Raw genomic sequence first — 24446 nt, 5'->3', positions numbered from 1 at the left:
GCCCACGGGGCCCCCGATCCGGATGCGTGGGGAGGGCTGCTCGGGTCTGCCGCACCCTCACGGCGGACCGCACCCTCCGAGCCCAGTGCGGGCCCTCCCCCGCATCCACCCCCGTACCGCCCCCCTCAGGCGCGCGCCCCGGCGCGAATGAAGTACTTTCGCTCTATGTCCCAGCCCGCCAAGACCTCACCCCGCGCCGCCGCGGCCTCCGACAGTCCGGAGAGCGCGGCCGGCAGCAAGGCGGCCGCGCAGCGGCTGAAAATGCGCCGCGAGCTCGCCGCCGCCGCGATGGAGCTGTTCGCGACCAAGGGGTACGAGGCCACGACGGTCGACGAGATCGCCGCGGCCGCGGGGGTGGCGCGCAGGACCTTCTTCCGGCACTTCCGGTCCAAGGAAGAGGCGATCTTCCCGGACCACGACGACACGCTGATCCGGGCCGAGGCCGTGCTGGACGTGGCCCCGGCGCACGAGCACCCGCTCGACACGGTGTGCCGCGGGATCAAGGAAGTCATGAAGATGTACGCCGCCTCCCCGGCGGTGTCGGTGGAGCGCTACCGGCTGACCCGGAAGGTGCCGGCGCTGCGGGAGCGGGAGATCGCCTCGGTGGCCCGGTACGAGCGGCTCTTCACCCGCTATCTGCTGGCCCACTTCGACGAGACCGAGCCCCACGACGGCAACGACGACCCGCTGCTGGCCGAGGTGGCCGCCTCGGCGGTCGTGACGGCCCACAACCACGTGCTGCGGCGCTGGCTGCGGTCGGGCGGCCAGGGGGACGTGGAGGCGCAGCTGGACCGCGCCTTCGCGATCGTCCGCAAGACCTTCGGCACGGGGATCGGTGCCGGCCGGGCCATGACCGCTGCGGCGGGTCCGGTGCCCGACCGGCAGGCGGCGGCTCCGGCGGCCGAGGTCCGCGCGCAGGGCGAGGTGCTGGTGGCGGTGGCGCGGACGGACGCCCCGCTGGAAGAGGTCATGCGGACCATCGAAGAGGCACTGCGCAACACCTAGCCACGGCGCCTGGTGTCCTGAGCGGCACGAGGAACCACACGAAGCGACGCTTGTCACAGCGGCCGCTCCCTTCCCGGGAGCGGCCGCTTCCGTTTGTCCGAGTTACCCCTACTCGCCGGTAACTCTGATCGATCATCGCTCATCTGCGCAGGTCAATCGGCAAATGAGAGAAAGTTTTGGCACGCGGTGCCTTGCTGAGTGACACGGGGTGCCATACGTTGAATCTCGTCCGGATGTCCCCGCGGTCCACGCCCACTCGGCACGGAACGCGCCCCGGACGCCTGCGTCACCAGGCACCCGCGCGCCGCACCACAGGCGCCGCCCCCGCACCACCGCCCGCCGGACCGACGGCACCACAGCACCACCGCCCCACGCATCCGAACGCACCGCGTACCCCTCGGCGCACCCTCATCCAGCGCTTTCCCCCGGCCCCGCCCGGGAGGACCCCAGGAGGCAACACCGTGAAGGACATCCTGGACGCGATCCAGTCCCAGGCCGCCACCGCCGCCGACTTCGCGGCCCTGCCGCTCCCCGACTCGTACCGCGCGATCACCGTGCACAAGGACGAGACGGAGATGTTCGCCGGGCTCCCGTCCCGCGACAAGGACCCGCGCAAGTCCCTGCACCTCGACCAGGTCCCGGTGCCCGAACTCGGCCCGGGCGAGGCCCTGGTGGCCGTCATGGCCTCCTCGGTCAACTACAACTCCGTGTGGACCTCGATCTTCGAGCCGCTGTCCACCTTCGGCTTCCTGGAGCGCTACGGCCGGCTCAGCGAGCTCACCAAGCGCCACGACCTGCCGTACCACATCATCGGCTCCGACCTCGCGGGCGTCGTCCTGCGCACCGGCCCGGGCGTCAACTCCTGGAAGCCGGGCGACGAGGTCGTCGCACACTGCCTCTCCGTCGAGCTGGAGTCCTCCGACGGCCACAACGACACGATGCTCGACCCCGAGCAGCGCATCTGGGGCTTCGAGACCAACTTCGGCGGCCTCGCCGAGGTCGCCCTGGTCAAGTCGAACCAGCTGATGCCGAAGCCGGCCCACCTGAGCTGGGAGGAGGCCGCCTCCCCCGGCCTGGTCAACTCCACCGCCTACCGCCAGCTGGTCTCCCGCAACGGCGCCGGCATGAAGCAGGGCGACAACGTCCTGATCTGGGGCGCGAGCGGCGGCCTCGGCTCGTACGCCACCCAGTTCGCCCTCGCCGGCGGCGCCAACCCGATCTGTGTCGTCTCCTCCCCCGAGAAGGCCGACATCTGCCGGAAGATGGGCGCCGATGCGGTCATCGACCGCAACGCCGAGGGCTACAGGTTCTGGAAGGACGAGCGCACCCAGGACCCGCGCGAGTGGAAGCGCTTCGGCTCGAAGATCCGCGAGCTGACCGGCGGCGAGGACATCGACATCGTCTTCGAGCACCCCGGCCGCGAGACCTTCGGCGCCTCCGTCTACGTCACCCGCAAGGGCGGCACCATCACCACCTGCGCCTCGACCTCGGGCTACATGCACGAGTACGACAACCGCTACCTGTGGATGTCGCTGAAGCGGATCATCGGCTCGCACTTCGCCAACTACCGCGAGGCGTGGGAGGCCAACCGCCTCATCGCCAAGGGCAAGATCCACCCCACCCTGTCGAAGGTCTACTCCCTGGAGGAGACCGGCCAGGCCGCGTACGACGTCCACCGCAACCTCCACCAGGGCAAGGTCGGCGTGCTCTGCCTCGCCCCCGAGGAGGGCCTCGGCGTCCGCGACCAGGAGATGCGCGACAAGCACATCGACGCCATCAACCGGTTCCGCGACGCGTAGCGGAGCGGACCAGTCCGACCAGTCCGACCAGTCGCAACATCTGAACCGTCTGACCACCGAACCGTCGTCGGACCGATCAAGGGCCAAAGGGACAGCCTGAGATGACAGAGCGCCAGAAAGACCGTCCGTGGCTCATGCGGACGTACGCCGGCCACTCCACGGCCGAGGCGTCCAACGAGCTCTACCGCCGCAACCTCGCCAAGGGCCAGACAGGCCTGTCGGTCGCCTTCGACCTGCCGACCCAGACCGGCTACGACCCCGACCACATCCTCGCCCGCGGCGAGGTCGGCCGGGTCGGGGTCCCGGTCTCCCACCTCGGCGACATGCGGCGGCTGTTCCAGGACATCCCCCTGGAGCAGATGAACACCTCGATGACGATCAACGCCACCGCCATGTGGCTGCTGGCGCTCTACCAGGTGGCCGCCGAGGAGCAGGGCGCGGACATCTCCAAGCTCCAGGGCACCACCCAGAACGACATCGTCAAGGAGTACCTCTCGCGCGGGACGCACGTCTTCCCGCCCGGGCCCTCGCTCCGCCTGACGACCGACATGATCGCGTACACGGTCAACCACATCCCGAAGTGGAACCCGATCAACATCTGCAGCTACCACCTGCAGGAGGCGGGAGCCACCCCGGTCCAGGAGATCAGCTACGCGATGGCCACCGCCATCGCCGTGCTGGACTCTGTGCGCGACTCGGGCCAGGTGCCCGAGGAGCGGTTCGGCGAGGTCGTCGCCCGCATCTCCTTCTTCGTGAACGCGGGCGTCCGCTTCATCGAGGAGATGTGCAAGATGCGCGCCTTCGGCCGCATCTGGGACACGATCACCCGCGAGCGGTACGGCATCCAGGACGCCAAGCAGCGCCGCTTCCGGTACGGCGTCCAGGTCAACTCCCTCGGCCTGACCGAGGCCCAGCCGGAGAACAACGTCCAGCGCATCGTCCTCGAAATGCTGGCCGTCACCCTCTCCAAGGACGCCCGGGCCCGCGCCGTGCAGCTGCCCGCCTGGAACGAGGCCCTCGGCCTGCCCCGGCCCTGGGACCAGCAGTGGTCGCTGCGCATCCAGCAGGTCCTCGCCCACGAGAGCGACCTCCTGGAGTACGACGACATCTTCGCCGGGTCGCACGTCATCGAGGCCAAAGTCGACGCACTGGTCGCCGACTGCACGGCCGAGATCGACCGGATCCAGGAGATGGGCGGCGCGATGGCCGCCGTCGAGTCCGGCTACCTCAAGTCCCGGCTGGTCGCCTCGCACGCCGAGCGCCGCGCCCGGATCGAGAACGGCGAGGACAGGATCGTCGGCGTGAACTGCTTCCAGCAGACCGAGCCCAACCCGCTCACCGCCGACCTGGACACCGCGATCATGACGGTGGACGGGGCGGTGGAGGACACCATCGTCGAGCGGATCGTGCGCTGGCGCGGCGAGCGGCAGGAGTCCTCGGACCGGCAGGGCGGCGGCGACCCGTTCGTCTTCCCCACCGTCGGGCAGGCCCTGACGCGGCTGAAGGAGGCCGCCGCCGGGACCGAGAACCTGATGGAGGCCACCCTGGAGTGCGCCCGCGCCGGTGTCACCACGGGCGAGTGGGCGAGCGCCCTGCGCGAGGTCTTCGGCGAGTTCCGCGCCCCGACCGGCGTCTCGTCGGCCCCGGTGGCCGTCGCCGCCGAGGAGGGCACGCCGCTCGCGGTCGTCCGCGAGAAGGTCAGCCGGACCGCGGAGGACCTCGGCAGCGGCCGGCTGCGCCTGCTCGTCGGCAAGCCCGGCCTGGACGGGCACTCCAACGGCGCCGAGCAGATCGCCGTCCGGGCCCGCGACGCCGGCTTCGAGGTGGTCTACCAGGGCATCCGGCTCACCCCGGAGGAAATCTCCACCGCCGCCCTGGCCGAGGACGTGCACTGCGTGGGCCTGTCGATCCTGTCCGGCTCGCACAGCGCACTCGTCCCCGAGGTGCTGGAGCGGCTGCGCGCGGCGGGGGCGGCCGACATGCCCGTCGTCCTGGGCGGCATCATTCCCCAGGCCGACGCAGCCGAACTGAAGGCCGCCGGCGTCGCCGCCGTGTTCACCCCCAAAGACTTCGGTATCACGGAGATCATCGGCCGTATCGTCGACGAGATCCGGAAAGCGAACAAGCTCGACCCCCTGGAGGTCCCCGCATGACCGCCCACCCGTCGCCCACCACCGCCCTTGGCGGAAGCGGCTCCGCCGCTGCCCCTTCTGGTTCGTCCCCGGTGAACCGGCTGCGGCCGCGCCGCTCCTGCCTCGCGGTGCCGGGCTCGAACCCGCGCTTCCTGGAGAAGGCCCAGGGCCTCCCGGCCGACCAGGTCTTCCTCGACCTGGAGGACGCCTGCGCCCCGCTCGCCAAGGAGGGCGCCCGCCACACGATCGTGGACGCGCTGAACAACGGCGACTGGACCGGCAAGACCCGGGTCGTGCGCGTCAACGACTGGACCACCCACTGGACGTACCGCGACGTCATCACGGTCGTCGAGGGCGCGGGCCAGAACCTGGACTGCATCATGCTGCCGAAGGTCCAGGACGCCCAGCAGGTCGTCGCCCTGGACCTGCTGCTGACGCAGATCGAGAAGACGATGGGCTTCGAGGTCGGCAAGATCGGCATCGAGGCGCAGATCGAGAACGCCAAGGGCCTGGTCAACGTCGACGAGATCGCGGCCGCGTCGCCGCGCCTGGAGACGATCATCTTCGGCCCGGCCGACTTCATGGCCTCGATCAACATGAAGTCGCTGGTCGTGGGCATGCAGCCGCCCGGCTACCCGGCGGACGCCTACCACTACATCCTCATGCGGATCCTGATGGCGGCCCGGACGCACAACCTCCAGGCGATCGACGGCCCCTTCCTCCAGATCCGCGACGTGGACGCCTACCGCGAGGTCGCCGGCCGCGCCGCGGCCCTCGGCTTCGACGGCAAGTGGGTGCTGCACCCGGGCCAGGTCGAGGCGGCCAACGAGGTCTTCTCCCCCTCCCAGGAGGACTACGACCACGCCGAGCTGATCCTCGACGCGTACGACTGGTGCACGTCCGAGGCCGGCGGCAAGAAGGGCTCGGCGATGCTCGGCGACGAGATGATCGACGAGGCCAGCCGCAAGATGGCCCTGGTCATCGCCGGCAAGGGCCGCGCCGCCGGCATGCAGCGGACCACCAAGTTCGAGATCCCGGAGGCCTGAGGTCATGCAGTTCGGACGCACGTACGAGGAGTTCGAGGTCGGGGCGGTCTACAAGCACTGGCCCGGGAAGACGGTCACGGAGTACGACGACCACCTCTTCTGCCTCCTCACCATGAACCACCACCCGCTCCACATGGATGTGAATTACGCGGAGAACACCACGGACTTCGGCAAGAACGTGGTGGTGGGCAACTACATCTACTCGCTGCTCCTCGGCATGTCCGTGCCGGACGTCTCCGGCAAGGCCATCGCCAACCTGGAGATCGAGTCGCTGCGGCACGTCGCGCCGACGTTCCACGGCGACACGATCTACGGCGAGACCACGGTCCTGGACAAGACCCCCTCGAAGTCCAAGAGCGACCGCGGGATCGTGCACGTGGAGACCAAGGGCTACAAGCAGGACGGCACCCTCGTCTGCGTCTTCCGGCGCAAGGTGATGGTCCCGACCGAGACGTACATCAAGGAGCGCGGCGGCGAGCAGCCCGGCCGGCCCACGCTTTCCAATTGACAGAGTGAAGGAACAGGGGAAGTAGCCATGGCACGACTCGCCCAGACCGCCGGGCTGACCGACGTCCAGCAGGAGATCCTCAAGACCGTCCGCGAATTCGTGGACAAGGAGATCATCCCGGTCGCGACCGAGCTGGAGCACCGCGACGAGTACCCGCAGCAGATCGTGGACGGGCTCAAGGAGCTCGGCCTGTTCGGGCTGATGATCCCGGAGGAGTACGGCGGTCTCGGTGAGTCGCTGCTCACCTACGCGCTGTGCGTGGAGGAGATAGCGCGGGGCTGGATGTCCGTCTCGGGCATCATCAACACCCACTTCATCGTCGCGTACATGCTCAAGCAGCACGGCACGCAGGAGCAGAAGGACCACTTCCTCCCGCGGATGGCGCTGGGCGAGGTGCGGGGCGCGTTCTCGATGTCCGAGCCGGGGCTGGGCTCCGATGTGTCGGCGATCACGTCGAAGGCGGTCCAGGACGGCGACGAATATGTCCTGAACGGCCAGAAGATGTGGCTGACGAACGGCGGCACCTCGACGCTGGTGGCGGTGCTGTGCCGGAGTGACGAAGGACACCCCAGTCCAGAAGCGGCCACGGCCCCGCACAAGTCGATGACGACCTTCCTGGTGGAGAAGGAGCCGGGCTTCGGCGAGGTCCGGCCGGGCCTGACCATCCCGGGCAAGATCGACAAGATGGGCTACAAGGGCGTCGACACGACCGAGCTCATCATGGACGGACTGCGCATTCCGGCCAATCGGGTCCTGGGCGGGGTCACCGGCCGAGGGTTTTACCAAATGATGGACGGCGTCGAGGTCGGCCGCGTGAACGTGGCGGCCCGTGGCTGCGGCGTCGCGCAGCGTGCCTTCGAGCTGGGTGTCTCGTATGCCCAGCAACGTCACACTTTCGGCAAGCCGATCGCCCAGCACCAGGCCATCCAGTTCAAGCTGGCCGAGATGGCTACCAAGGTCGAGGCCGCCCATGCCATGATGGTCAACGCAGCACGCAAAAAGGACTCCGGGGAACGAAACGACCTCGAAGCAGGGATGGCGAAGTACCTCGCCTCCGAGTACTGCAAGGAGGTGGTGGAGGACGCGTTCCGCATCCACGGCGGCTACGGCTTCTCGAAGGAGTACGAGATCGAGCGCCTCTACCGCGAGGCTCCGATGCTGCTGATCGGTGAGGGTACTGCCGAGATCCAGAAAATGATCATTGGGCGACGCCTGCTCGAGGAGTACCGGCTCCAGGGCTGAAAGTCCGCTTTTGCGGCGAATCCTCCAAGGGTTCGCCGCAAAAGAATCACTTGCAGTCACTGGCTGACGGGCATCGACTGAGCTTCTGGCTTGCCCAGTTGTCGCGCGCAACCGATAGCATTCCAGTAAAAGCCGCCGTCCCGTCCCCCTGTTTGCGGCGCGGCAATCCACCGCTACGAAGGTCATCCATGCCCCACAGCCAAACCTCTGCACCTCGCGACAGCCTCCTGGGCGTACGCCTCGCGCGCGGAGCATCGCCGTGGCTTCTGCCGACCGTCGCCACCGCGGCGCTCAGCCTCGCCCGGGCCCGCAAGTCCGGACGCTGGGCCGCCGCGGCCGTGCCCGCCACCGCGCTCGCCGCGGGCATGCTGTGGTTCTTCCGGGACCCCGAGCGCGAGATCGCCCAGGGCCGCGTCATCTCGCCCGCCGACGGTGTGGTGCAGAGCATCATGCCGTGGAAGGACGGGCGGACCCGCGTCGCGATCTTCATGAGCCCGCTGAACGTCCACGTGAACCGTGCGCCCCTCGCGGGCACGATCACGTCCGTGGAGCACATCCCCGGCGGGTTCGTCCCGGCGTTCAACAAGGAGAGCGAGAACAACGAGCGCGTTGTCTGGCACTTCGACACCGAGCTCGGCGACATCGAGATGGTGCAGATCGCCGGTGCCGTCGCGCGCCGTATCGTCCCGTACCTGCCGGCCGGAACCAAGGTGGAGCAGGGCGAACGCATCGGTCTGATCCGCTTCGGCTCCCGCGTCGACATCTACCTCCCCGAGGGAGTCGAAGTCGCGGTCGAGGTCGGTCAGGCCACCACCGCGGGGGTGACCCGAATTGACCGTGACTGACCCTGAGACTCCCGCCACGGGCTGGGTGCCCGAGGCCGCGGAGGAGGAGGCCGCCGAAGACGACATGCCGCTCTCGCTGCGGCTGTCGATAGCGGACACCCTCACCCTCGGCAACGCGACCTGCGGATTCATGGCGGTGTACTTCACCACCACCGGAATCCTCATCCCGCACCTCACCGGCAGCGGCGAATCCGGCATGGCCCGGCACAGCGCGGCGACCGCGGTGATACTGATGCTGCTCGCGGCGGTCTTCGACCTCTTCGACGGCATCGTCGCCCGCAAGCTGCGCAGCTCCCCCATGGGCGCCGAGCTGGACAACCTGTCCGACCTGATCAGCTTCGGCCTCGCGCCGGCGTACTTCGTGCTGGTCTACGGCATGGTCGCCGACGACGCCCACCAGAAGGTGTCCGCGCTCGCGGCGATCGTGGTGCTGCTGGCCGTGGTGCTGCGGCTCGCCAGATTCAGCTGCGTGACGATGAAGGACGGCATGTTCCAGGGCATGCCGAGCCCCTTCGGCGCGCTCACCGTCGTCTCGGTCGTGCTGCTGGAGCTGCCGTTCGTGCCGACGCTGCTGGCGATCATCGGGGTGGCCTGGCTGATGGTGAGCCGGGTCGAGTACCCGAAGCCGCAGGGGGTCCTCGCGGTGGCGATGCTCAGCTGGATCGTCTCGGCCATGGGGCTGCTGGCGGCGTGGGCGTTCGACGCCCCCGGCGGCCAGCTGCTGCTCCAGACCGGCTGCGCCCTGCAGATCGCGCTCGCGGCCACCATTCCGCTGTTCGCGACCACGCGCCGGGCGAACACGTTCCGCCACAATCGGCGGGAGGCGCGGGCGGCCCAGCTGCCGTAGCGCTGCGCTGGCTTTGTACGAAGGCCCCGGGGTTCCCCACCCCGGGGCCTTCGCGCTGCCCGGGCCCGGGGGCCGGGAGCACCCCCGGAGCCACCCGACGCGGGCTTCGGGTGGGGCCGGGGCGAAGTCGGCAGCGCCCCGAAGGGGCGCGGGGAACTGCGCGACCAGCCGCAAACGGCCCGCAGGCGATCGCAGCACCTCCTCCGCCGGGCTCTCGTGGCGGACCGGACGGGGCCGGCGGCACGGTGCGGAGCGCGTAGGCTTGATGTCGGAAAACGGCCAGCCCGGGGGGCTGGGGGCCGGGATGCTGGAGCCATGTACACCGACACCGAGCGCTGTGTGCGGGCCGTGCAGTCGAAGGACGCCCGGTTCGACGGGTGGTTCTTCACCGCCGTCCGGACCACCCGGATCTACTGCCGGCCCAGCTGCCCCGCCGTTCCGCCGAAGGTCGAGAACATGACCTTCCTGCCCAGTGCCGCCGCCTGCCAGCAGGCCGGGTACCGGGCCTGCAAGCGGTGCCGGCCCGACAGCTCCCCCGGCTCCCCCGAGTGGAACGCCCGCGCCGATGCCGTGGCACGGGCCATGCGGCTCATCCGGGACGGCGTGGTGGACCGCGAGGGTGTCCCCGGGCTCGCGGCCCGGCTCGGGTACTCCACCCGGCAGGTCGAGCGGCAGCTGAACGCCGAGCTCGGGGCGGGCCCGCTCGCCCTGGCCCGGGCCCAGCGGGCGCAGACCGCGCGGCTGCTGATCGAGACCTCCGGCCTGCCCATGGGTGACGTGGCCTTCGCCGCGGGGTTCTCGTCCATCCGGACGTTCAACGAGACCGTGCGCGAGGTGTTCGCCCTCGCTCCCGGCGAGCTGCGGGCCCGGGCCGCGGTCAGGGGCGGGCCGCCGGAGCCGCGGATTCCGGGGACGATCAGCCTGCGGCTGCCCTACCGGGCCCCGCTCAACCCCGACAACCTCTTCGGCCACCTCGCCGCCACCGCCGTCCCCGGGGTCGAGGAGTGGCGGGCCGGCGCCTACCGCCGGACCCTGCGGCTCCCCTACGGCACCGGGGTCGTCGCCCTGACCCCGCAGCCCGACCACATCGGCTGCCAGCTGGCCCTCACCGACCTGCGCGACCTCACCCTCGCCATCAGCCGCTGCCGCTGGCTGCTGGACCTCGACGCCGACCCCGAGGCGGTGGACGGGCAGCTGCGCTCCGACCCGCTGCTCGCCCCGCTCGTGGACAAGGCCCCGGGGCGGCGGGTCCCGCGGACCGTCGACGCGGCCGAGTTCGCCGTACGGGCGGTCCTGGGCCAGCAGGTGTCCACCGCGGCGGCCCGGACCCACGCGGCCCGGCTGGTGACCGCGTACGGGGAACCGGTGGCCGATCCCGACGCCGAGGGCGGGCTGACCCACCTGTTCCCGTCGCCGGAGGCGCTGGCCGCCCTGGACCCCGAGCAGCTCGCCCTGCCGCGCAGCCGCCGCACCACCCTGACCACCCTGGTCGCGGCCCTGGCCGACGGCTCGCTGGCGCTGGGCTTCGACAGCGACTGGGAGGCCGCCCGCGCCCGGCTCGCCGCCCTGCCCGGCTTCGGCCCGTGGACCACCGAGGTCATCGCCATGCGGGCGCTGGGCGACCCCGATGCCTTCCTGCCGTCCGACCTGGGGCTGCGGAAGGCCGCCGCGGAGCTCGGGCTGCCGTCCACGCCCGCGGCGCTGACCGCCCGCGCGGCCGGCTGGCGGCCCTGGCGCGCGTACGCCGTCCAGTACCTGTGGGCCACCTACGACCACCCGATCAACCACCTGCCCGCCTGAGGAGCACGCAGCACCATGACGCACATCAAGCAGCACACCGTCGTCGACAGCCCCTACGGGCCGCTCACGCTCGTCGCCACGGACGGGGTCCTCAGCGGCCTGTACATGACCGGGCAGCGGCACCGCCCCGCCGAGGAGACCTTCGGGGAGCGGGTCGCCGCCGCCGAGGAGCCCTTCCCGGAGGTGGCGCGGCAGCTCGCCGCGTACTTCGCCGGGGAGCTGACCGCGTTCGACCTGCCGATGCTCATGGAAGGCACCGCGTTCCAGCGGAGCGTCTGGGACCAGCTCGTGCGGATCCCGTACGGGCAGACCTGGTCGTACGGGGAGCTCGCGGCCCGGCTCGGCAAGCCGAACGCCTCGCGGGCGGTGGGCCTGGCCAACGGCAAGAACCCGATCGGGATCATCGTGCCCTGCCACCGCGTGATCGGCGCCTCGGGCGGCATGACGGGCTACGGCGGCGGTGTCGACCGCAAGGTCCGGCTGCTGGAGTTCGAGTCCGGCAAGGCGGCCGCCGCCCCGGCCGCGGAGGCCCTCTTCTGATCCGCGGGGCGGACGGGCCGGCTAGCGGCGGCCGATGCGGTCCTCAAGCAGGGCGCCGAGCAGCTCCGCCTCACCGGGCCCGGTCAGCAGCCGCTTCGGCACGGTGAGGAACCACTGCTTCCGGCCCTTTCGCCACAGGAGCACGAACATCCGGTCCGTCTCGCGGTATCCGGTGAACAGGCTCCACGGCATCCGCAGGAGCTCCTCGCCCCCGTGGCACGCGAGGCCGTCCCCGTCCATCACGTAATACCCCTCCCGCTCCCCCTTGCGCCGCCACGCGCGGTACGACAGTGCGGTGAGCACAGGGGGCAGGACCACGCCCAGGACGGCCTGGCCCGCGGCGGCACCCAGCAGCAACCGGTTCGGCGGGATCTCAAGCAAGAAGAAGGCCGCGTTCATCGCGGCGAACAGGACCGCACCGGCGGCGGCGAGCCGTCGCTGGCGCCGGTGCAGGCCGGTCGCCTTGACGGCTCCGTGGAACTCCTCACGCGTCAGTCTGAAGGGCTGGGTGGTGAAGGAGGCGTCGCGTATGTCGTGCACAGGCAGGAGGGTAGCCGCTGCCCGCCCGCCGCTAGACCACGGCCAGGGGCACCAGCAGGGCGAAGGCCGCGCCCGCCTCCACCGCGTACGGGAACAGGGAGGGGTGCTGGACGGGGGCGGCGAGCAGGACCACGCTCTGCCGGGCGGCGGCGGCCTCCACCCAGTCGGCGTCGGCCCCGAGGTTGCCCTCGTACCAGCCCTCGCACGGGCCGGGACCGGAGACGGCCAGCAGGTCGTCCTCGCGGCGGTAGAGGGCCCGCCAGCCCTCGGCGGGGGTGGCCCAGCCGTCGAAGTCGGTGAAAAGGGCCCAGCCGCCCTCGCGTATCGCGGTGTCGAAGAGCCACACCGGTGTCCCGTCGGGGGTGACCTCGCCGCCCTCCTGGCGGTCGGTGGTGAAGTGGACCAGGGGGAGGGCGTCCGGCCCGTCGGCCGTGCTCGGCCAGGCGTACATCGTGATCATCAGATGATTGTGTCCTGCTCTGGATAAGTCCGACGTCACTGACCCGGTGTCAGGACGCGTCCGTGCGGCGGCCGTTCTCCAGCTCCACGGCGCCCTCGCCGGAGTCCAGGACCCGGCAGGCCTCCACGGCGCGCAGGCCGAGCGGGCCGAGGAGGAAACCGGGGAGCTCGGCGGGCTCGACGAGGCGCCAGGAGAGCAGCTCCTCCACCTGGAGGCGGATCGCGGCGAGCTGCGCCTCGCCGAGGACGCCGCCGTCGTAGAGGTAGGCGACCAGCGGCGGCCGGCCCGCACCGAGCGTCCAGTCGACGGCGAGCAGCCGGCCGAGCGGCACGTCGAGGCCGATCTCCTCGGCGGTCTCGCGGCGGGCGGCCGCCCGCGGGGACTCGCCCCGGTCGGACTCGATGGTCCCGCCCGGCAGTGCCCAGCCCTCGCGGTAGTTGGGCTCGACGATCAGTACCCGCCCGTCCGCGTCGCGGAAGAGGGCCGCGGAGCCGGCCAGGACCCGGGGCAGGCTCGCGATGTACGTGGCGTAGTCATCCGTGGTGGTCACCCGGTCACCCTATCGAGCGCGGGGTGTACGGGATCACGGGTGGGGCGGTGGATCGTTCCGCGGGTCCGGGCCGCACCGACCCCGACATGCGGACGCATGCCTGCATGGACGGACATCGCGTGCCGGATGTGACCCAGGCCACCCATGGGCATAGGAGGATCCTCCGGATAGGCTCATGGGGGCGCGACTGCACTGTTCGAAAGCAAGGGATGGCAAGGTGACGAACGGAGCAGTATCCGCGCGCGTGCTCATCGCCGCGGACAAATTCAAGGGCTCGCTCACGGCCGTTCAGGTCGCCGAGCGGGTGACGGCCGGCCTGCGCAGGGCCGTACCGGGCGTGGAGGTCGAGACCCTCCCCGTCGCGGACGGCGGCGACGGCACGGTCGCGGCCGCCGTGGCGGCCGGGTTCGAACGCCGGGAGGTACGGGTCACCGGGCCCCTCGGCGAGCAGGTCACGGCCGCCTTCGCGCTGCGCGACGGTACCGCGGTGGTCGAGATGGCGGAGGCCTCCGGGCTGCAGCTGCTGCCGCCGGGCGTCTTCGCGCCGCTGACGGCGACGACGTACGGCTCGGGCGAGGTGCTGAAGGCCGCGCTGGACGCGGGCGCGCGCACCATCGTCTTCGGTGTCGGCGGCAGCGCCACCACCGACGGCGGCGCGGGCATGCTGGCCGCCCTCGGCGCGGTGTTCCTGGACGCCGACGGCGCACCGGTCGGCCCGGGCGGCGGTGCGCTGGCCCGGCTGGCCTCGGCGGACCTGTCCGGGATCGACGCGCGGTTCGCGGAGGTGGACTTCGTCCTGGCCGGCGACGTCGACAACCCGCTGACGGGCCCGAAGGGCTGCGCGGCGGTGTACGGCCCGCAGAAGGGCGCCTCACCGGACGACGTCGCGGCGCTGGACGCGGCGCTGGCGCACTACGCGCTGGTGCTGGAGAAGGCGATCGGCCCGAAGGCCACCGCGCTGGCCGCCTCCCCCGGCGCGGGCGGCGCGGGCGGCATCGGCTACGGGGCGCTGCTGCTCGGCGCGAGCTTCCGGCCCGGCATCGAGCTGATGCTGGAGGTGCTGGGCTTCGCCCCGGCACTGGAGCGGGCGACGCTGGTGATCACCGGTGAGGGCTCGCTGGACGAGCAGACCCTGCACGGCAAGGCCCCGGCCGGTGTCGCGGCCGCGGCCCGTGCGGCAGGCAAGGAGGTCGTGGCGGTGTGCGGGCGGCTCCTGCTGGAGCAGTCCGCGCTGCAGGCGGCGGGCATCCGCCGGGCGTACCCGCTGACGGCGCTCGAACCGGACCCGGCGAAGTGCATCGCGAACGCGGGCCCGCTGCTGGAGCAGGTCGCGGCCGGCATCGCCGCCGACGCGCTCTGACCCGGCGTCCCGCGACGCACCTGCCGGAGCCCGGCGGCCCGGTCGGGCCGCCGGGCTCCGGCGTGTGCGGGGCTCCCGCCCCGCCCAGCGCAAGCGCTCCGCGTGGGGTGCGGTCAGGGGCCGGCGATCTTCTGCGGGCCGATTGCGGCCGGTCGCGCTGATCCCCGCGCCCCTTCGGGGCACTGCCGGCTTCGCCACGGCCGCTTAGCCCGAGCGGCCCACTGGTGCCGCGGTCGTTGCCCCGGGGCCCGGGGGTCCCGGGGCGCGGGGCAGCGCCCCGTCCGTACGAGTCGGGGCTTCGGCGCGGTGTCGGTGCGGGCGGCGGGGGCGGTGCGTGCGGCGGGCCGGATGGGGTCCGCGGCCACGCGCGAACCACGGTGACAGTGTTAGAAATGGCTCATGACCGGACGTTCTGGTCGACCGCCCGGGGAGTCACCGCCCCGGCTGTCGGCCGAGCTCGACCCGAGACTGCTCGCGCGCCTCTCCCGGGGTGCCCGCAGCTTCGCCGGTCAGGTCTTCGCACTGCAGGCGTCCCTCGTGCTGCTGCTGATCACCGCCGCCGCGCTGGCACTGGTGTTCCAGGCGCGCTACGACAGCGAGCGCGACGCCCGGAACCGCTCCCTCGCGGCCGCCGAGGCCTTCGCCCACGCCCCCGGCCTGCCGGAGGCCCTCGACTCGTCCGACCCGACCCGCATCCTGCAGCCCCTCACGGAGGCCACAAGCGCGGCCGCCGGCGTCGACTTCATCGCCGTGATGAGCACCAACGGGATCCGCTACACCGACTCGCGTCCCGAGCTGATCGGCTCGCGCGCCGGCGGGGACCTCTCGCGCGCCGTCTCCGGGACGTCCTTCACCGAGCTGTTCCGCGGCGAGCCCGCCAACGCGGTCCGCTCGGTGGTGCCCGTACGGGGCGCGGACGGGATGGTCGTGGGCCTGGTCGCCACCGGGATAGAGGTCCAGAGGGTCGCGGACGTCGTGGAGGGCCAGCTGCCGCTGCTGCTGGGCGCGGCGGGGGCCGCACTGCTGCTGGGCACCGCCGGCGCGGCGCTGGTCAGCCGGCGGCTGCGGCGCCAGACCCGGGGCCTGGGCGCCGCCGAGATGGCCCGGATGAACGAGCACCACGAGGCGGTGCTGCACGCCGTCCGCGAGGGCGTCCTCATCATCAGCGCCGACCACCGGCTGCTGCTGGCCAACGACGAGGGCCGGCGGCTGCTGGACCTGCCGCCGGGGGCCGAGGGCCGCAACGTCACCGAGCTCGGGCTCGACGCGCGCACCACCTCGCTGCTGCTGTCGGGGCGGGTCGCGACGGACGAGGTGCACCTGGCGGGCGACCGGCTCCTCGCGATCAACGTGCGCCCCACCAAGCCGTACAAGGGGCGGCCCACCGGCAGTGTCATGACGCTGCGCGACTCCACCGAGCTCGCCGCGCTGTCCGGCCGCGCCGAGGTGGCCCGGGAGCGGCTCCAGATGCTGTACGAGGCCGGGGTGCGGATCGGGACGACGCTGGACGTCGTGCGGACGGCGGAGGAGCTGACGGAGGTCGCCGTGCCCCGGTTCGCGGACTTCGTGACGGTGGAGCTGCTGGAGCCGGTGCTGCACGGGGACGATCCGGAGCTGGCCGCCGGCATGCACTCGGAGATGCGGCGGGCGGCCATGGGCGGGGTCCGCACCGACCAGCCGCTGCAGCCGGTGGGGGACCTCATCCGCTTCGACGTGCCGACGGCCCCGATGGCCGCGGCCCTCGACGCGGGGCAGGCGGTGCTCGCGGCGGACCTCGACGCGGCGATGGGCTGGCGGGCCCAGGACGAGGCCGGCACCCGGCAGGCCCTGGAGTACGGGCTGCACTCGCTGATCTCGGTGCCGCTGCAGGCCCGCGGCGTGGTGCTGGGCATGGCGAACTTCTGGCGGGCCGCGGCCACGCCCGACGCGTTCGACGAGGAGGACCTGTCGTTCGCGGAGGAGCTCGGGGCCCGGGCGGCGGTCTCCATCGACAACGCCCGCCGCTACACCCGGGAGCACGCGACGGCCGTCACCCTGCAGCGCAGCCTGCTGCCGCGGGTGCTGCCCGACCAGAGCGCCGTGGACGCGGCCTTCCGGTACCTGCCGGCGAAGGCCGGAGTGGGCGGGGACTGGTTCGACGTGATCCCGCTCGCGGGCACCCGGGTGGCGCTGATCGTGGGAGACGTGGTGGGCCACGGGGTGCACGCGGCGGCCACCATGGGGCGGCTGCGGACGGCCGTGCACAACTTCTCCACCCTCGACATGCAGCCGGACGAGCTGCTGGGCCACCTGGACGAGCTGATCGACCGGATCGACCAGAACGAGTCCGCGGCCGCCGCCGGCCCGGACGGCGACAAAGCGGCGGCGGCAACGGCGGGCGAGGCGGCCTCGGTCACCGGCGCGACCTGCCTGTACGCGGTGTACGACCCCGTGTCCGGGAGCTGCACGATGGCCAGCGCCGGGCATCCGGGGCCCGCGCTGGTGTGGCCGGACGGGCGGGTGGAGTTCCCGGAGCTGCCGGTCGGCCTGCCGCTCGGGGTGGGCGGCATGCCGTTCGAGGCCGTGGAGCTGCGGCTGCCGGAGTCGAGCCGGCTGGTGCTGTTCACCGACGGGCTGCTGGAGGACCGCGACCGGGACTTCGACGCCGGCCAGGTACTGCTGGCCGAGACCCTCACCCGGCCGGGCCGCAGCCCCGACCAGGCCTGCGGGGACGTCCTGGACGCGCTGCTGTTCCCGGCGCCGAGCGACGACATCGCCCTGCTGATCGCCGACACGCGGCGCCTGGAGTCCGACCGGATCGCGGAGTGGGAGGTGCCCGCGGAACCGGCGGCCGTCTCCCGGGTGCGGGCGGCGAGCGCCGGGCAGCTGGCCGCCTGGGGGCTGGAGGAGATCGCGTTCACGGCCGAGCTGATCCTGAGCGAGCTCGTCACCAACGCCATCCGGTACGGGAACGCGCCCATCCGGGTGCGGATGCTGCGGGACCGCACGCTGATCTGCGAGGTGTCCGACGCCAGCAGCACCTCCCCGCACCTGCGGTACGCGGCGACCACGGACGAGGGGGGCCGGGGCCTGTTCCTGGTGGCCCAGTACGCGGACCGCTGGGGGACCCGCTACACCAAGCGCGGCAAGGTGATCTGGGCCGAGCTGCCGCTCACGGCCGGAGGCGAGCCCACCGTCCCCGCCCCCGACCTGGACGCCCTGGAAGACCTGGCCTGGTGACCCGCACCCGCCGCGGGGTTACCGCCCCGGGGGGCGGGGGTCGGCTGCGGTTCGGCAGCGCCCCGAAGGGGCGCGGGGAACTGCGCGACCGGCCGCAACGGGCCCGCGCGCGACCGCCGACCCATCACGGCACTCCCGCGGAGCGCTCAGGCGGGGGTCGTGCGGGCCAGGAGGAGGGCCACGTCGTCCTGTGGGGCGGTCGGCAGCAGGCGGGTCAGGACCTCGTCGCACAGCCGGTCCAGGGGGACGGCCGGGTCGCGCAGGACCCAGCCGAGCTGGGCCATTCCCTGGTCGAGGTCGCGGTCGCGGGCCTCGATGAGCCCGTCGGTGTAGAGCACGAGGAGGCTGCCGGGCGGCAGGTCCACCTCCTCGGTGCGGAACTCTCGGCCGCCGGTGCCCAGGGGGGTGCCGGGCGGGCCGTCGAGGAAGGTGACCTGCCCGCCGGAGGCGGCCACGGCCGGCGGCGGGTGGCCGGCGCGCGCGATGGTGCAGCCGCCGGATGCGGGGTCGTGGACGGCGTACACGCAGGTGGCCATCTCGTCCTCGCCGAGGTCGGCCACCACGGCGTCGAGGGAGCGCAGCAGCTGCGCCGGGGGGACGCCGTGCCGGGCCAGGGTGCGGACGGCGGTGCGGAGCTGGCCCATGACGGCGGCGGCGTGGATGCCGTGCCCCATGACGTCCCCGATGACCAGGCCGGTGCGGCCGCCGGGCAGCTGGATGACGTCGTACCAGTCGCCGCCGACGTCGTGGTCGCTGGCGGGCAGGTAGCGGCCGGTCAGCTCCAGCCCGGTGACCCGGGGCAGCGCGCTGTTGCTGAGGCTGCGCTGCAGGGTGAGGGCGGCACGGCGCTGGTTGGTGTACATCCGGGCGTTGTCGATGTTGAGGGCGGCGCGGGCGACGACCTCGTCGATCAGGATGCAGTCCTGCTCGTCGAAGGGCTCGCGGCTGGCCAGCCGGGTCACGGTGACGGCGCCGAGTACGCTGCCGCGGGCGACCAGGGGGATCAGCCGGGCCGAGCCGAGGGTGGCGAGGTAGGCGCGCAGCGGCTCGGCGCGCGGGTCCGGGATGAGGGTGTTGATGTCGGTGCGGTACAGGTTCATGGGCCGGCCGTCGGCGATGACCTGTTCGTACACGGTCCCGGCGGGGATCTTGAAGGTCTGGCCGGGCAGCAGCTTCGCGGTGGGTGCGCCCGGGTCGGGGAAGACGGCCGCGAGGCGGCGCAGGACGCCGCGGTGCGTGCCGGCCGCGTCGTCGGGGGCGAGGACGGCCTCCAGCAGCTGGACGTCGGCGGAGTCGGCGAGCTGCGGGACGAGGACCTGGGCGATCTCCTCGGCGGTCTGCCGCAGGTCGAGGGTGGTGCCGATGCGGGTGCCGGCCTCGGCGAGGACGGCGAAGCGGCGCCGGGCCCGTTCGGCCTCGATCTGGGCGTGCTGGCTGTCGGTGATGTCGATGAGGGAGGCGATCACGCCGAGGGCGCGGCCGGAGGCGTCGAGGAGCGGGGCGTAGGAGCAGGACCAGGTGTGGTCGTGGTCGGGGTCGGCGGGGGTGCGGCCGGTGCGGCGGACGTCGACGACGGCGGTGCCCCGGTCCAGGACCTGCCGCATGGTCGCCTCCAGGGCGTCGGCGTTGACGCCGGGGACGACCTCGGTGAGCCGCTTGCCGAGGTGGCCGGCGGGGCTGACGCCGTTCATCCGGGCGAGGGCGTCGTTGACGCGTACGAACCGCAGGTCGGGGCCGAGCGTGGCGAGCCCGATGGGCGACTGGGTGAACAGGCTCTGGAGGGCGGCGAGGGAGTCCCGCATCCGCAGGACCTCGGAGGTCTCGACGGCGATCAGCATGGCGCCGGTGCGTCCCTGCGCGTCGGCGGCGGGGACGATCCACATCTCCATCGTGACGCGGTGGCCGTCGCGGTGGCGTACGGGCAGGGTGCCGACGACGGTCTCGCCGGCCTGGACGCGGCGGCTCAGCTGGTGGGCGAGCTCGCGGTTGGCGTCGGGGACGAGGACCTCGGTGCCGGGGCGGCCGAGGATGTCCTGGGGGCGGTGGCCGAGGAGGTCCTGGGCGGCCAGCGACCATTCGGCGACGCGGCCGTCGGCGTCCTCCCGCCACAGGGCGATCGGCAGCAGTTCCCGGAGCACACCCGCGTACCCGACGGCCGCGGCCGGCTGCTCCGGGACCTCGCTCGTCGACTGGTAAGTGTCCACCGCACCGACCTCACCCCGGGGGGTCCGATTCCTACCGATTCACCCTATCCGAGCGTCAGGGGGAGGGCCCTGCCTCGTCACCCTGCGGGTGGGGCAGCCGGGGGTACAGCCAGGGCAGGACGAACGTCACCCAGAAGAGGACGGCGTACAGGATCAGCGCGCCCCACCAGCCGCCGAGCGGACCCCGCCCGAACTGGATCAGCCCGGCCACGACGCCCGCGGCGGCCGCCGCCGGGAGCAGCTGCTCCCACCGGTCGGAGCCCACGTCCAGCAGGACCCCCGCGGCCAGGGCGAACGTCGCGCCGACGATCACCGTGCGCCAGCCGGCGCCGACGTCCGGGGGGTGGAGGCCGCGCAGCAGCCACAGGGCGAGCGGCGGGCCGGCGGCGAGGACGAGCGCGGTGATCCTGCCCGGCCAGGCCGGGCGGATCAGCTGCCGGGCGGCGGCCGCCAGCGCCGCCATGGCGTACAGGCAGACGGGGACGTGCCCGAGGAGGGAGGACCAGCGGCCGGTGCTGAAGGCGATGCCGGTCCACATCAGCGCGGCGGCGGCCAGGGTGTGCCAGGGCGCCAGGACCGCGCACAGCAGCGGCAGGCAGACCAGCGGTTTCAGCGCGCCGAGCACGCCTTGGACGAGGCGGGCGCCGGCCCGGCCGGTGGGCTGCAGGGCCGGCCAGGCGATCAGTCCGGCGCGCAGCGCGGACCGGCGCGGGTCGCGGGCCCGGAGCAGCCGGCCGACGCCCTCGGCGCCGATCTCCCGGAAGGCGTCCAGCGCACCGTCGAAGGCGCCGGGCTCCAGGGGCGGCGGGGCGGGCGGCGGCTCCGGCGGCCGGTTGCCGGAGCGCGGGCCGGTGCGGTGCAGGTCGGCGATGAGCGGCAGCTCCTCGTCGAGGATCTCGCGCTGGCGCAGCTGGGTGAGAACGCCCCGTACGCGGTCCCAGGGCGGCAGGTCGGGGGCGGCCACGACGTCCGCGGCCCAGGCCTCGATGAATGCCGACCCGAGTCCGGTCGCCTCGGCGACGCTCTCCCCGAGGGCCGCGGGATCCCCGATGCCGCCGAAGGCGTCTTTCAGGCGCGCGTCGGTGGCGACGACGGAGACGAGCGAGGCGGCGCCGTCGAGGCGGCCCCAGGTCCAGTCGCTCATCCGCCAGCGGGCGCTGAGGAACGCGGCGAAGTTGTTGAGCTGGTTGCCGCTGAGCTTGGCCTTGACCAGGTCTTTCGGGGAGTTCCGGTCCACCCCGGGCAGGACCGTGGCGGTCGCCCAGCTGGTGTTGGCGGCGGAGACGGCGTGGAAGCGGATGTCCGTGCCCTCGTCGAGCGGGCCCGGGCGCAGCGGGCCGAGCAGCACCTCGGCGAAGGCCAGGGCGTCGGCCATGGTCGGGAATCCGGTGCCGACGGCCTCCTCCAGGGCCTCGTAGCCGTCGACGCCGGCCGGCAGGGCCGCGCCGATCCCCCCGGCCAGCTCGGCGAGCCGCTCCCACAGGCCGGCGTAGACGTCCGCGAGGGGGGCGGGGGCGGCGCGCAGCACCACGGGCGCGGGGGCGGGGGGCGGGGGGCCTCCGGTCACGGCCTGGGCCAGGTTGACGGCCCAGGTGTCCCACTGCGCCGCGTCGGCGCCGGGCGGCGGGAGGACCGGCATCAGGGTGCCGAGGCGGCGGGTGGCGGCCCGGTACGGGGCGGCGGCGTCGGAGGGGACCAGGCCCAGGGCGAGCTCGTCGCGGTAGGCGGCGAGGAGCAGCCGGTCCCGTGCGGCGATCACCGTGGCGACGGCGAAGCGGAACGCGTAGAGCCGCCGCCGCAGGTCCGCGGCGAGGGCGGGGTCCGCCGGGGTTCCGCAGGCCTCCCAGGCCCGCACCCAGTCCATGAGCAGCCGCACCGTACGGGCCAGGGCCAGCGGGGAGTGGCCGGGTTCGGGGAGCGCGCCGGACCCCTCGGGCAGCACCAGCCCGGCCGCGGTCCGCGGTGCACGCAGCCGCCCGAAGAGGGTGACCGAGCCCGGGCCGGTCGCGTCCAGCGGCTCCAGCGGGCCGGGCCCGGCCGGCAGCGGCAGCCCGTCCGGGCCGGTCACCTCGGCGGGGTCCTCCAGCAGCCGGATCAGCCGGGCGGCCTCGGCGGCGCCGACCTTCGCGCGGTACGCGGGCAGCCGGGCCAGGGCCGTGCCCTGGAGCTCGTCCAGGGCCGGGGGCAGCACCCCGGCGGCGCACTGCCGCTGCCGGGCCGCGGCCGCGGCGGCCTCCATTTCGAGCGCGTCGTCGCGGAGGGACTCGGTGCCGGCCTTCACCGCCAGGGAGGCCGCGGCGGTACGGACGAGCCGGGGGACGCGCCGGCCGGTGCCGCGCTCGGGCGGCGGCGGGAACGGCGGGACGGGCTGGAAGAGCAGCAGCCACCGCTCGGCCGGGCGGTCCACGGGCGCGGCGGCGACGGCCCGGACCGCCCAGGCGACGGGGATGTTGTCGAGCAGCCCGCCGTCCATGAGCTCGGCGCAGCCGCCCAGGCTCTCGTCGGGGTGCCCGGTCTCGCTGCTGACGCCCCGCATGTCCACGGGCAGCGGGTCGGTGAACGGCTGGGCGCCGTTGCCGACGTACACCCGGCCCGGCTCGAAGGCGCCGGGGAAGGAGGAGGTGGTGCGGGCGGCGTACGCGAGCCGGTTCAGGGCGGTCTCGCGGGCCGCGCCGGTGGTGTCGTCGGGGAAGTCGGTCAGGGCGCTGCGGTGCCGGAAGCGGAAGTAGGCGTTGGAGCGGCCGACCAGCAGCGGCCGGCCGAGGGTGGGGCGCACCCAGTCGCGGCGGGGCCGCAGCCGGGTCGCGGTCAGGATCAGCCGGAGCGAGGCGGGGGGCTTCCAGTCCGGCGGGGCCTGGTCGACGAGCGTGCCGAGGGCGGCGCGCAGCTCCCGGTAGAAGACCTCGTCGCCGCGCAGGAGCGAGGCGGGCAGGCGGAACGGGAGCGAGCGGCGGAGCAGTCCTTCGAGGTCGCCGAGGCGCAGCCACAGGTCGCGGACGCCCTTGCCGAAGGGCATGCCGTAGACGAGGTGGCAGGCCATCAGGACGCCGTTGAGGCCGCCTGCGCTGGTGCCGACGAGGACGTCGATGTTGACGTGGTCGTAACCGCAGGCCTGCAGCAGCCCCCGGTAGACACCCGGCCCGGGGCCCTCGGCGCCACCCTGGCCCTGCCCCTGGCTCTGGCTCTGGCTCTGAGCGCGGCCTTCGCCCTCACCGCTGCCGTGGCCCTGTCTTTGGCCCTGCCCCTGCCCCGGGCCGTGGTCCTGCCCCGTGCCGTGGCCGTGGCTCTGCCCCTGTCCCCGGCCGTGGCCCTGACCCCGGTCCGGGTCCCCGTGTTCCGGGGTGCCCTGGTCCGGGGCGGCTTCCGGGTCCGGGGCGGCCGCCGGAGCCGCCGCCCTCAGGGCTGCCGTCTCGCAACACGCCCCGCCCATCCACACGGCGAGGCTGACCCCGCCCCGCATCGCGAGGGCGAGCCGCAGCTCGGAGCTGCGCCCGCCCTGTGGGTCGTCGCTCATGCCCCCAGCTTGACCCGGGATCAGGCGTGCCGCACCCGGGCGGCGAGGACCTCGCGAGAGCGGGTGGCGGTGCGGCAGAAGTCGCGTATGAGTCCCGAGAGTTCGCGCCCGGGTTCCACCCCGAGTTCGCGCCGGACGAGGTTGCGGTAGGTGTCGTACGCCCGCATGGCCTCCACCAGGTTGCCCTCCGCCAAGTGCGCCTGTATCAGGGCCCGCTGGGCGCTCTCGCGCAGTGGCTCGGCGCTGACCGCGACCAGCGCGGACTCCACCGCCTCGGCATGCCGCCCGACGCGGCCCAGCTCGCGGCTGAGGGCCTCCAGGGCGTGCAGCAGCCGCTGGCGGACCCGCTCGCGCTCCAGCAGCACCCAGTCGTCGTACCAGCCCGGCAGCAGGTCGAGGGCGTCCGTGCGCCATTTCAGCGCGGAGAGGTCTTGGGCGGTGGCCTTGCCGTTGATGAGCCGCCCGGCCCACCCGTAGAGCACGTACAGGTCGACCACGGTGTGCTCGCGGACGGAGAGCGAGCACTTGTCGGAGTCGAGCAGGTCGATGCCGGCGGCCTTGAGCCGCCACAGCGCGGACCGCAGGTTGCCCGCCGCCCTCAGGTCGTCCCCGGACGGCCACAGCGTGCCCGCGGCATGCCTCCGTTCGACCCTGCCCCCGTTGAGCGCGACGAACGCGAGCAGTCGCTTCCCCCCTTCCGGAACATCCAGCCATCTCCCGTGGTGGACCACACGCGGGCCGCCGAGGAGATGGAGCATCGGCGCCTCACCCGCCCCCGGAACACGGGACGGCGAATCGAGGAACTGTTGGTTCATGAGCGGTCCTCCCCCAGAGA

18 protein-coding genes are annotated in these 24446 nt (G+C 73.1%); 12 read left to right on the top strand and 6 right to left on the bottom strand.

Annotated features, from left to right (window positions below; all coding sequences use genetic code 11):
• Positions 1-165: 165 nt before the first annotated feature.
• From ACIQUT_RS02390 to ACIQUT_RS02345, 10 genes are all read left to right on the top strand, one after another.
• Entirely contained in the window at positions 166-1005 is an 840-nt protein-coding gene (locus ACIQUT_RS02390; RefSeq protein WP_403558334.1) for a TetR family transcriptional regulator, read from the top strand.
• Between the two features lie 461 nt (positions 1006-1466).
• Positions 1467-2804, top strand: a complete 1338-nt coding sequence (ccrA, locus tag ACIQUT_RS02385) for a crotonyl-CoA carboxylase/reductase (protein ID WP_403558333.1) — start codon at positions 1467-1469, stop codon at positions 2802-2804.
• Positions 2805-2905: 101 nt separating this feature from the next.
• The gene (locus tag ACIQUT_RS02380; RefSeq protein ID WP_403558331.1) at positions 2906-4957 is read left to right on the top strand and encodes a protein meaA; all 2052 of its coding nucleotides are present in this window, start codon (positions 2906-2908) and stop codon (positions 4955-4957) included.
• Positions 4954-5982, top strand: a complete 1029-nt coding sequence (locus ACIQUT_RS02375) for an HpcH/HpaI aldolase/citrate lyase family protein (protein ID WP_403558329.1) — start codon at positions 4954-4956, stop codon at positions 5980-5982. Before ACIQUT_RS02380 ends, ACIQUT_RS02375 begins: the two co-directional genes overlap by 4 nt.
• 4 nt (positions 5983-5986) lie before the next feature.
• Entirely contained in the window at positions 5987-6490 is a 504-nt protein-coding gene (locus tag ACIQUT_RS02370) for a MaoC family dehydratase (RefSeq protein WP_403558328.1), read from the top strand.
• 27 nt (positions 6491-6517) lie between these two features.
• Complete coding sequence (locus ACIQUT_RS02365) at positions 6518-7732, top strand: acyl-CoA dehydrogenase family protein (RefSeq protein WP_403558326.1); 1215 nt, start codon at positions 6518-6520, stop codon at positions 7730-7732.
• Between the two features lie 188 nt (positions 7733-7920).
• Positions 7921-8577: a phosphatidylserine decarboxylase gene (locus tag ACIQUT_RS02360; RefSeq protein WP_403558325.1), complete on the top strand. Its 657-nt coding sequence runs from the start codon at positions 7921-7923 to the stop codon at positions 8575-8577.
• Between the two features lie 25 nt (positions 8578-8602).
• Positions 8603-9424 carry a CDP-diacylglycerol--serine O-phosphatidyltransferase gene (gene pssA / locus ACIQUT_RS02355; protein ID WP_403559290.1) on the top strand — a complete coding sequence of 274 codons (822 nt, stop codon included), beginning with the start codon at positions 8603-8605 and terminating at the stop codon, positions 9422-9424.
• Between the two features lie 315 nt (positions 9425-9739).
• Complete coding sequence (locus tag ACIQUT_RS02350; protein WP_403558323.1) at positions 9740-11224, top strand: AlkA N-terminal domain-containing protein; 1485 nt, start codon at positions 9740-9742, stop codon at positions 11222-11224.
• A 15-nt stretch (positions 11225-11239) separates the two neighbouring features.
• A complete protein-coding gene (locus ACIQUT_RS02345; protein ID WP_403558321.1) occupies positions 11240-11764 on the top strand; it encodes a methylated-DNA--[protein]-cysteine S-methyltransferase in 525 nt (174 codons plus the stop codon).
• Between the two features lie 21 nt (positions 11765-11785).
• On the opposite strand, the gene ACIQUT_RS02340 is transcribed toward ACIQUT_RS02345, so the two are convergent.
• From ACIQUT_RS02340 to ACIQUT_RS02330, 3 genes are read right to left on the bottom strand one after another with little or no spacing between them, the layout of a single operon-like run.
• On the bottom strand, positions 11786-12304 hold the full coding sequence (locus tag ACIQUT_RS02340; protein ID WP_403558319.1) for a YcxB family protein: 519 nt from the start codon (positions 12302-12304) through the stop codon (positions 11786-11788).
• A 31-nt stretch (positions 12305-12335) separates the two neighbouring features.
• The gene (locus tag ACIQUT_RS02335; RefSeq protein WP_403558318.1) at positions 12336-12764 is read right to left on the bottom strand and encodes a hypothetical protein; all 429 of its coding nucleotides are present in this window, start codon (positions 12762-12764) and stop codon (positions 12336-12338) included.
• Positions 12765-12813: 49 nt separating this feature from the next.
• Positions 12814-13314, bottom strand: coding sequence for an NUDIX domain-containing protein (locus ACIQUT_RS02330; protein ID WP_403558316.1), 501 nt, complete (start codon positions 13312-13314; stop codon positions 12814-12816).
• A gap of 217 nt (positions 13315-13531) precedes the next feature.
• Between ACIQUT_RS02330 and ACIQUT_RS02325 the strand changes: the two genes are divergently transcribed.
• On the top strand, positions 13532-14674 hold the full coding sequence (locus ACIQUT_RS02325; RefSeq protein ID WP_403558314.1) for a glycerate kinase: 1143 nt from the start codon (positions 13532-13534) through the stop codon (positions 14672-14674).
• Between the two features lie 399 nt (positions 14675-15073).
• On the top strand, positions 15074-17893 hold the full coding sequence (locus tag ACIQUT_RS02320) for a SpoIIE family protein phosphatase (RefSeq protein WP_403558312.1): 2820 nt from the start codon (positions 15074-15076) through the stop codon (positions 17891-17893).
• A 146-nt stretch (positions 17894-18039) separates the two neighbouring features.
• Here the strand turns inward: ACIQUT_RS02320 and ACIQUT_RS02315 are convergent, their stop codons facing one another.
• From ACIQUT_RS02315 to ACIQUT_RS02305, 3 genes are read right to left on the bottom strand one after another with little or no spacing between them, the layout of a single operon-like run.
• On the bottom strand, positions 18040-20097 hold the full coding sequence (locus ACIQUT_RS02315; RefSeq protein WP_403558310.1) for a SpoIIE family protein phosphatase: 2058 nt from the start codon (positions 20095-20097) through the stop codon (positions 18040-18042).
• 55 nt (positions 20098-20152) lie between these two features.
• A complete protein-coding gene (locus ACIQUT_RS02310) occupies positions 20153-23611 on the bottom strand; it encodes a DUF3376 domain-containing protein (RefSeq protein WP_403558308.1) in 3459 nt (1152 codons plus the stop codon).
• Between the two features lie 20 nt (positions 23612-23631).
• Positions 23632-24426, bottom strand: a complete 795-nt coding sequence (locus ACIQUT_RS02305; RefSeq protein WP_403558306.1) for a BTAD domain-containing putative transcriptional regulator — start codon at positions 24424-24426, stop codon at positions 23632-23634.
• Positions 24427-24446: the final 20 nt, after the last annotated feature.

The sequence above is a fragment of the Streptomyces sp. NPDC090445 genome, assembly GCF_044769385.1.
GTDB lineage: Bacteria > Actinomycetota > Actinomycetes > Streptomycetales > Streptomycetaceae > Streptomyces.
This window is presented reverse-complemented; position numbering and strand designations above follow the sequence as displayed.

Excerpts from the sequence above, each read along its gene's own strand:
- ACIQUT_RS02390 (WP_403558334.1), top strand. The coding sequence starts at position 166 with ATGTCCCAGCCCGCCAAGACCTCACCCCGCGCCGCCGCGGCCTCCGAC.
- ACIQUT_RS02380 (WP_403558331.1), top strand. The coding sequence starts at position 2,906 with ATGACAGAGCGCCAGAAAGACCGTCCGTGGCTCATGCGGACGTACGCC.
- ACIQUT_RS02375 (WP_403558329.1), top strand. The coding sequence starts at position 4,954 with ATGACCGCCCACCCGTCGCCCACCACCGCCCTTGGCGGAAGCGGCTCC.
- ACIQUT_RS02370 (WP_403558328.1), top strand. The coding sequence starts at position 5,987 with ATGCAGTTCGGACGCACGTACGAGGAGTTCGAGGTCGGGGCGGTCTAC.
- ACIQUT_RS02365 (WP_403558326.1), top strand. The coding sequence starts at position 6,518 with ATGGCACGACTCGCCCAGACCGCCGGGCTGACCGACGTCCAGCAGGAG.
- ACIQUT_RS02360 (WP_403558325.1), top strand. The coding sequence starts at position 7,921 with ATGCCCCACAGCCAAACCTCTGCACCTCGCGACAGCCTCCTGGGCGTA.
- ACIQUT_RS02350 (WP_403558323.1), top strand. The coding sequence starts at position 9,740 with ATGTACACCGACACCGAGCGCTGTGTGCGGGCCGTGCAGTCGAAGGAC.
- ACIQUT_RS02345 (WP_403558321.1), top strand. The coding sequence starts at position 11,240 with ATGACGCACATCAAGCAGCACACCGTCGTCGACAGCCCCTACGGGCCG.
- ACIQUT_RS02335 (WP_403558318.1), bottom strand. The coding sequence starts at position 12,764 with ATGATCACGATGTACGCCTGGCCGAGCACGGCCGACGGGCCGGACGCC.
- ACIQUT_RS02320 (WP_403558312.1), top strand. The coding sequence starts at position 15,074 with ATGACCGGACGTTCTGGTCGACCGCCCGGGGAGTCACCGCCCCGGCTG.
- ACIQUT_RS02310 (WP_403558308.1), bottom strand. The coding sequence starts at position 23,611 with ATGAGCGACGACCCACAGGGCGGGCGCAGCTCCGAGCTGCGGCTCGCC.
- ACIQUT_RS02305 (WP_403558306.1), bottom strand. The coding sequence starts at position 24,426 with ATGAACCAACAGTTCCTCGATTCGCCGTCCCGTGTTCCGGGGGCGGGT.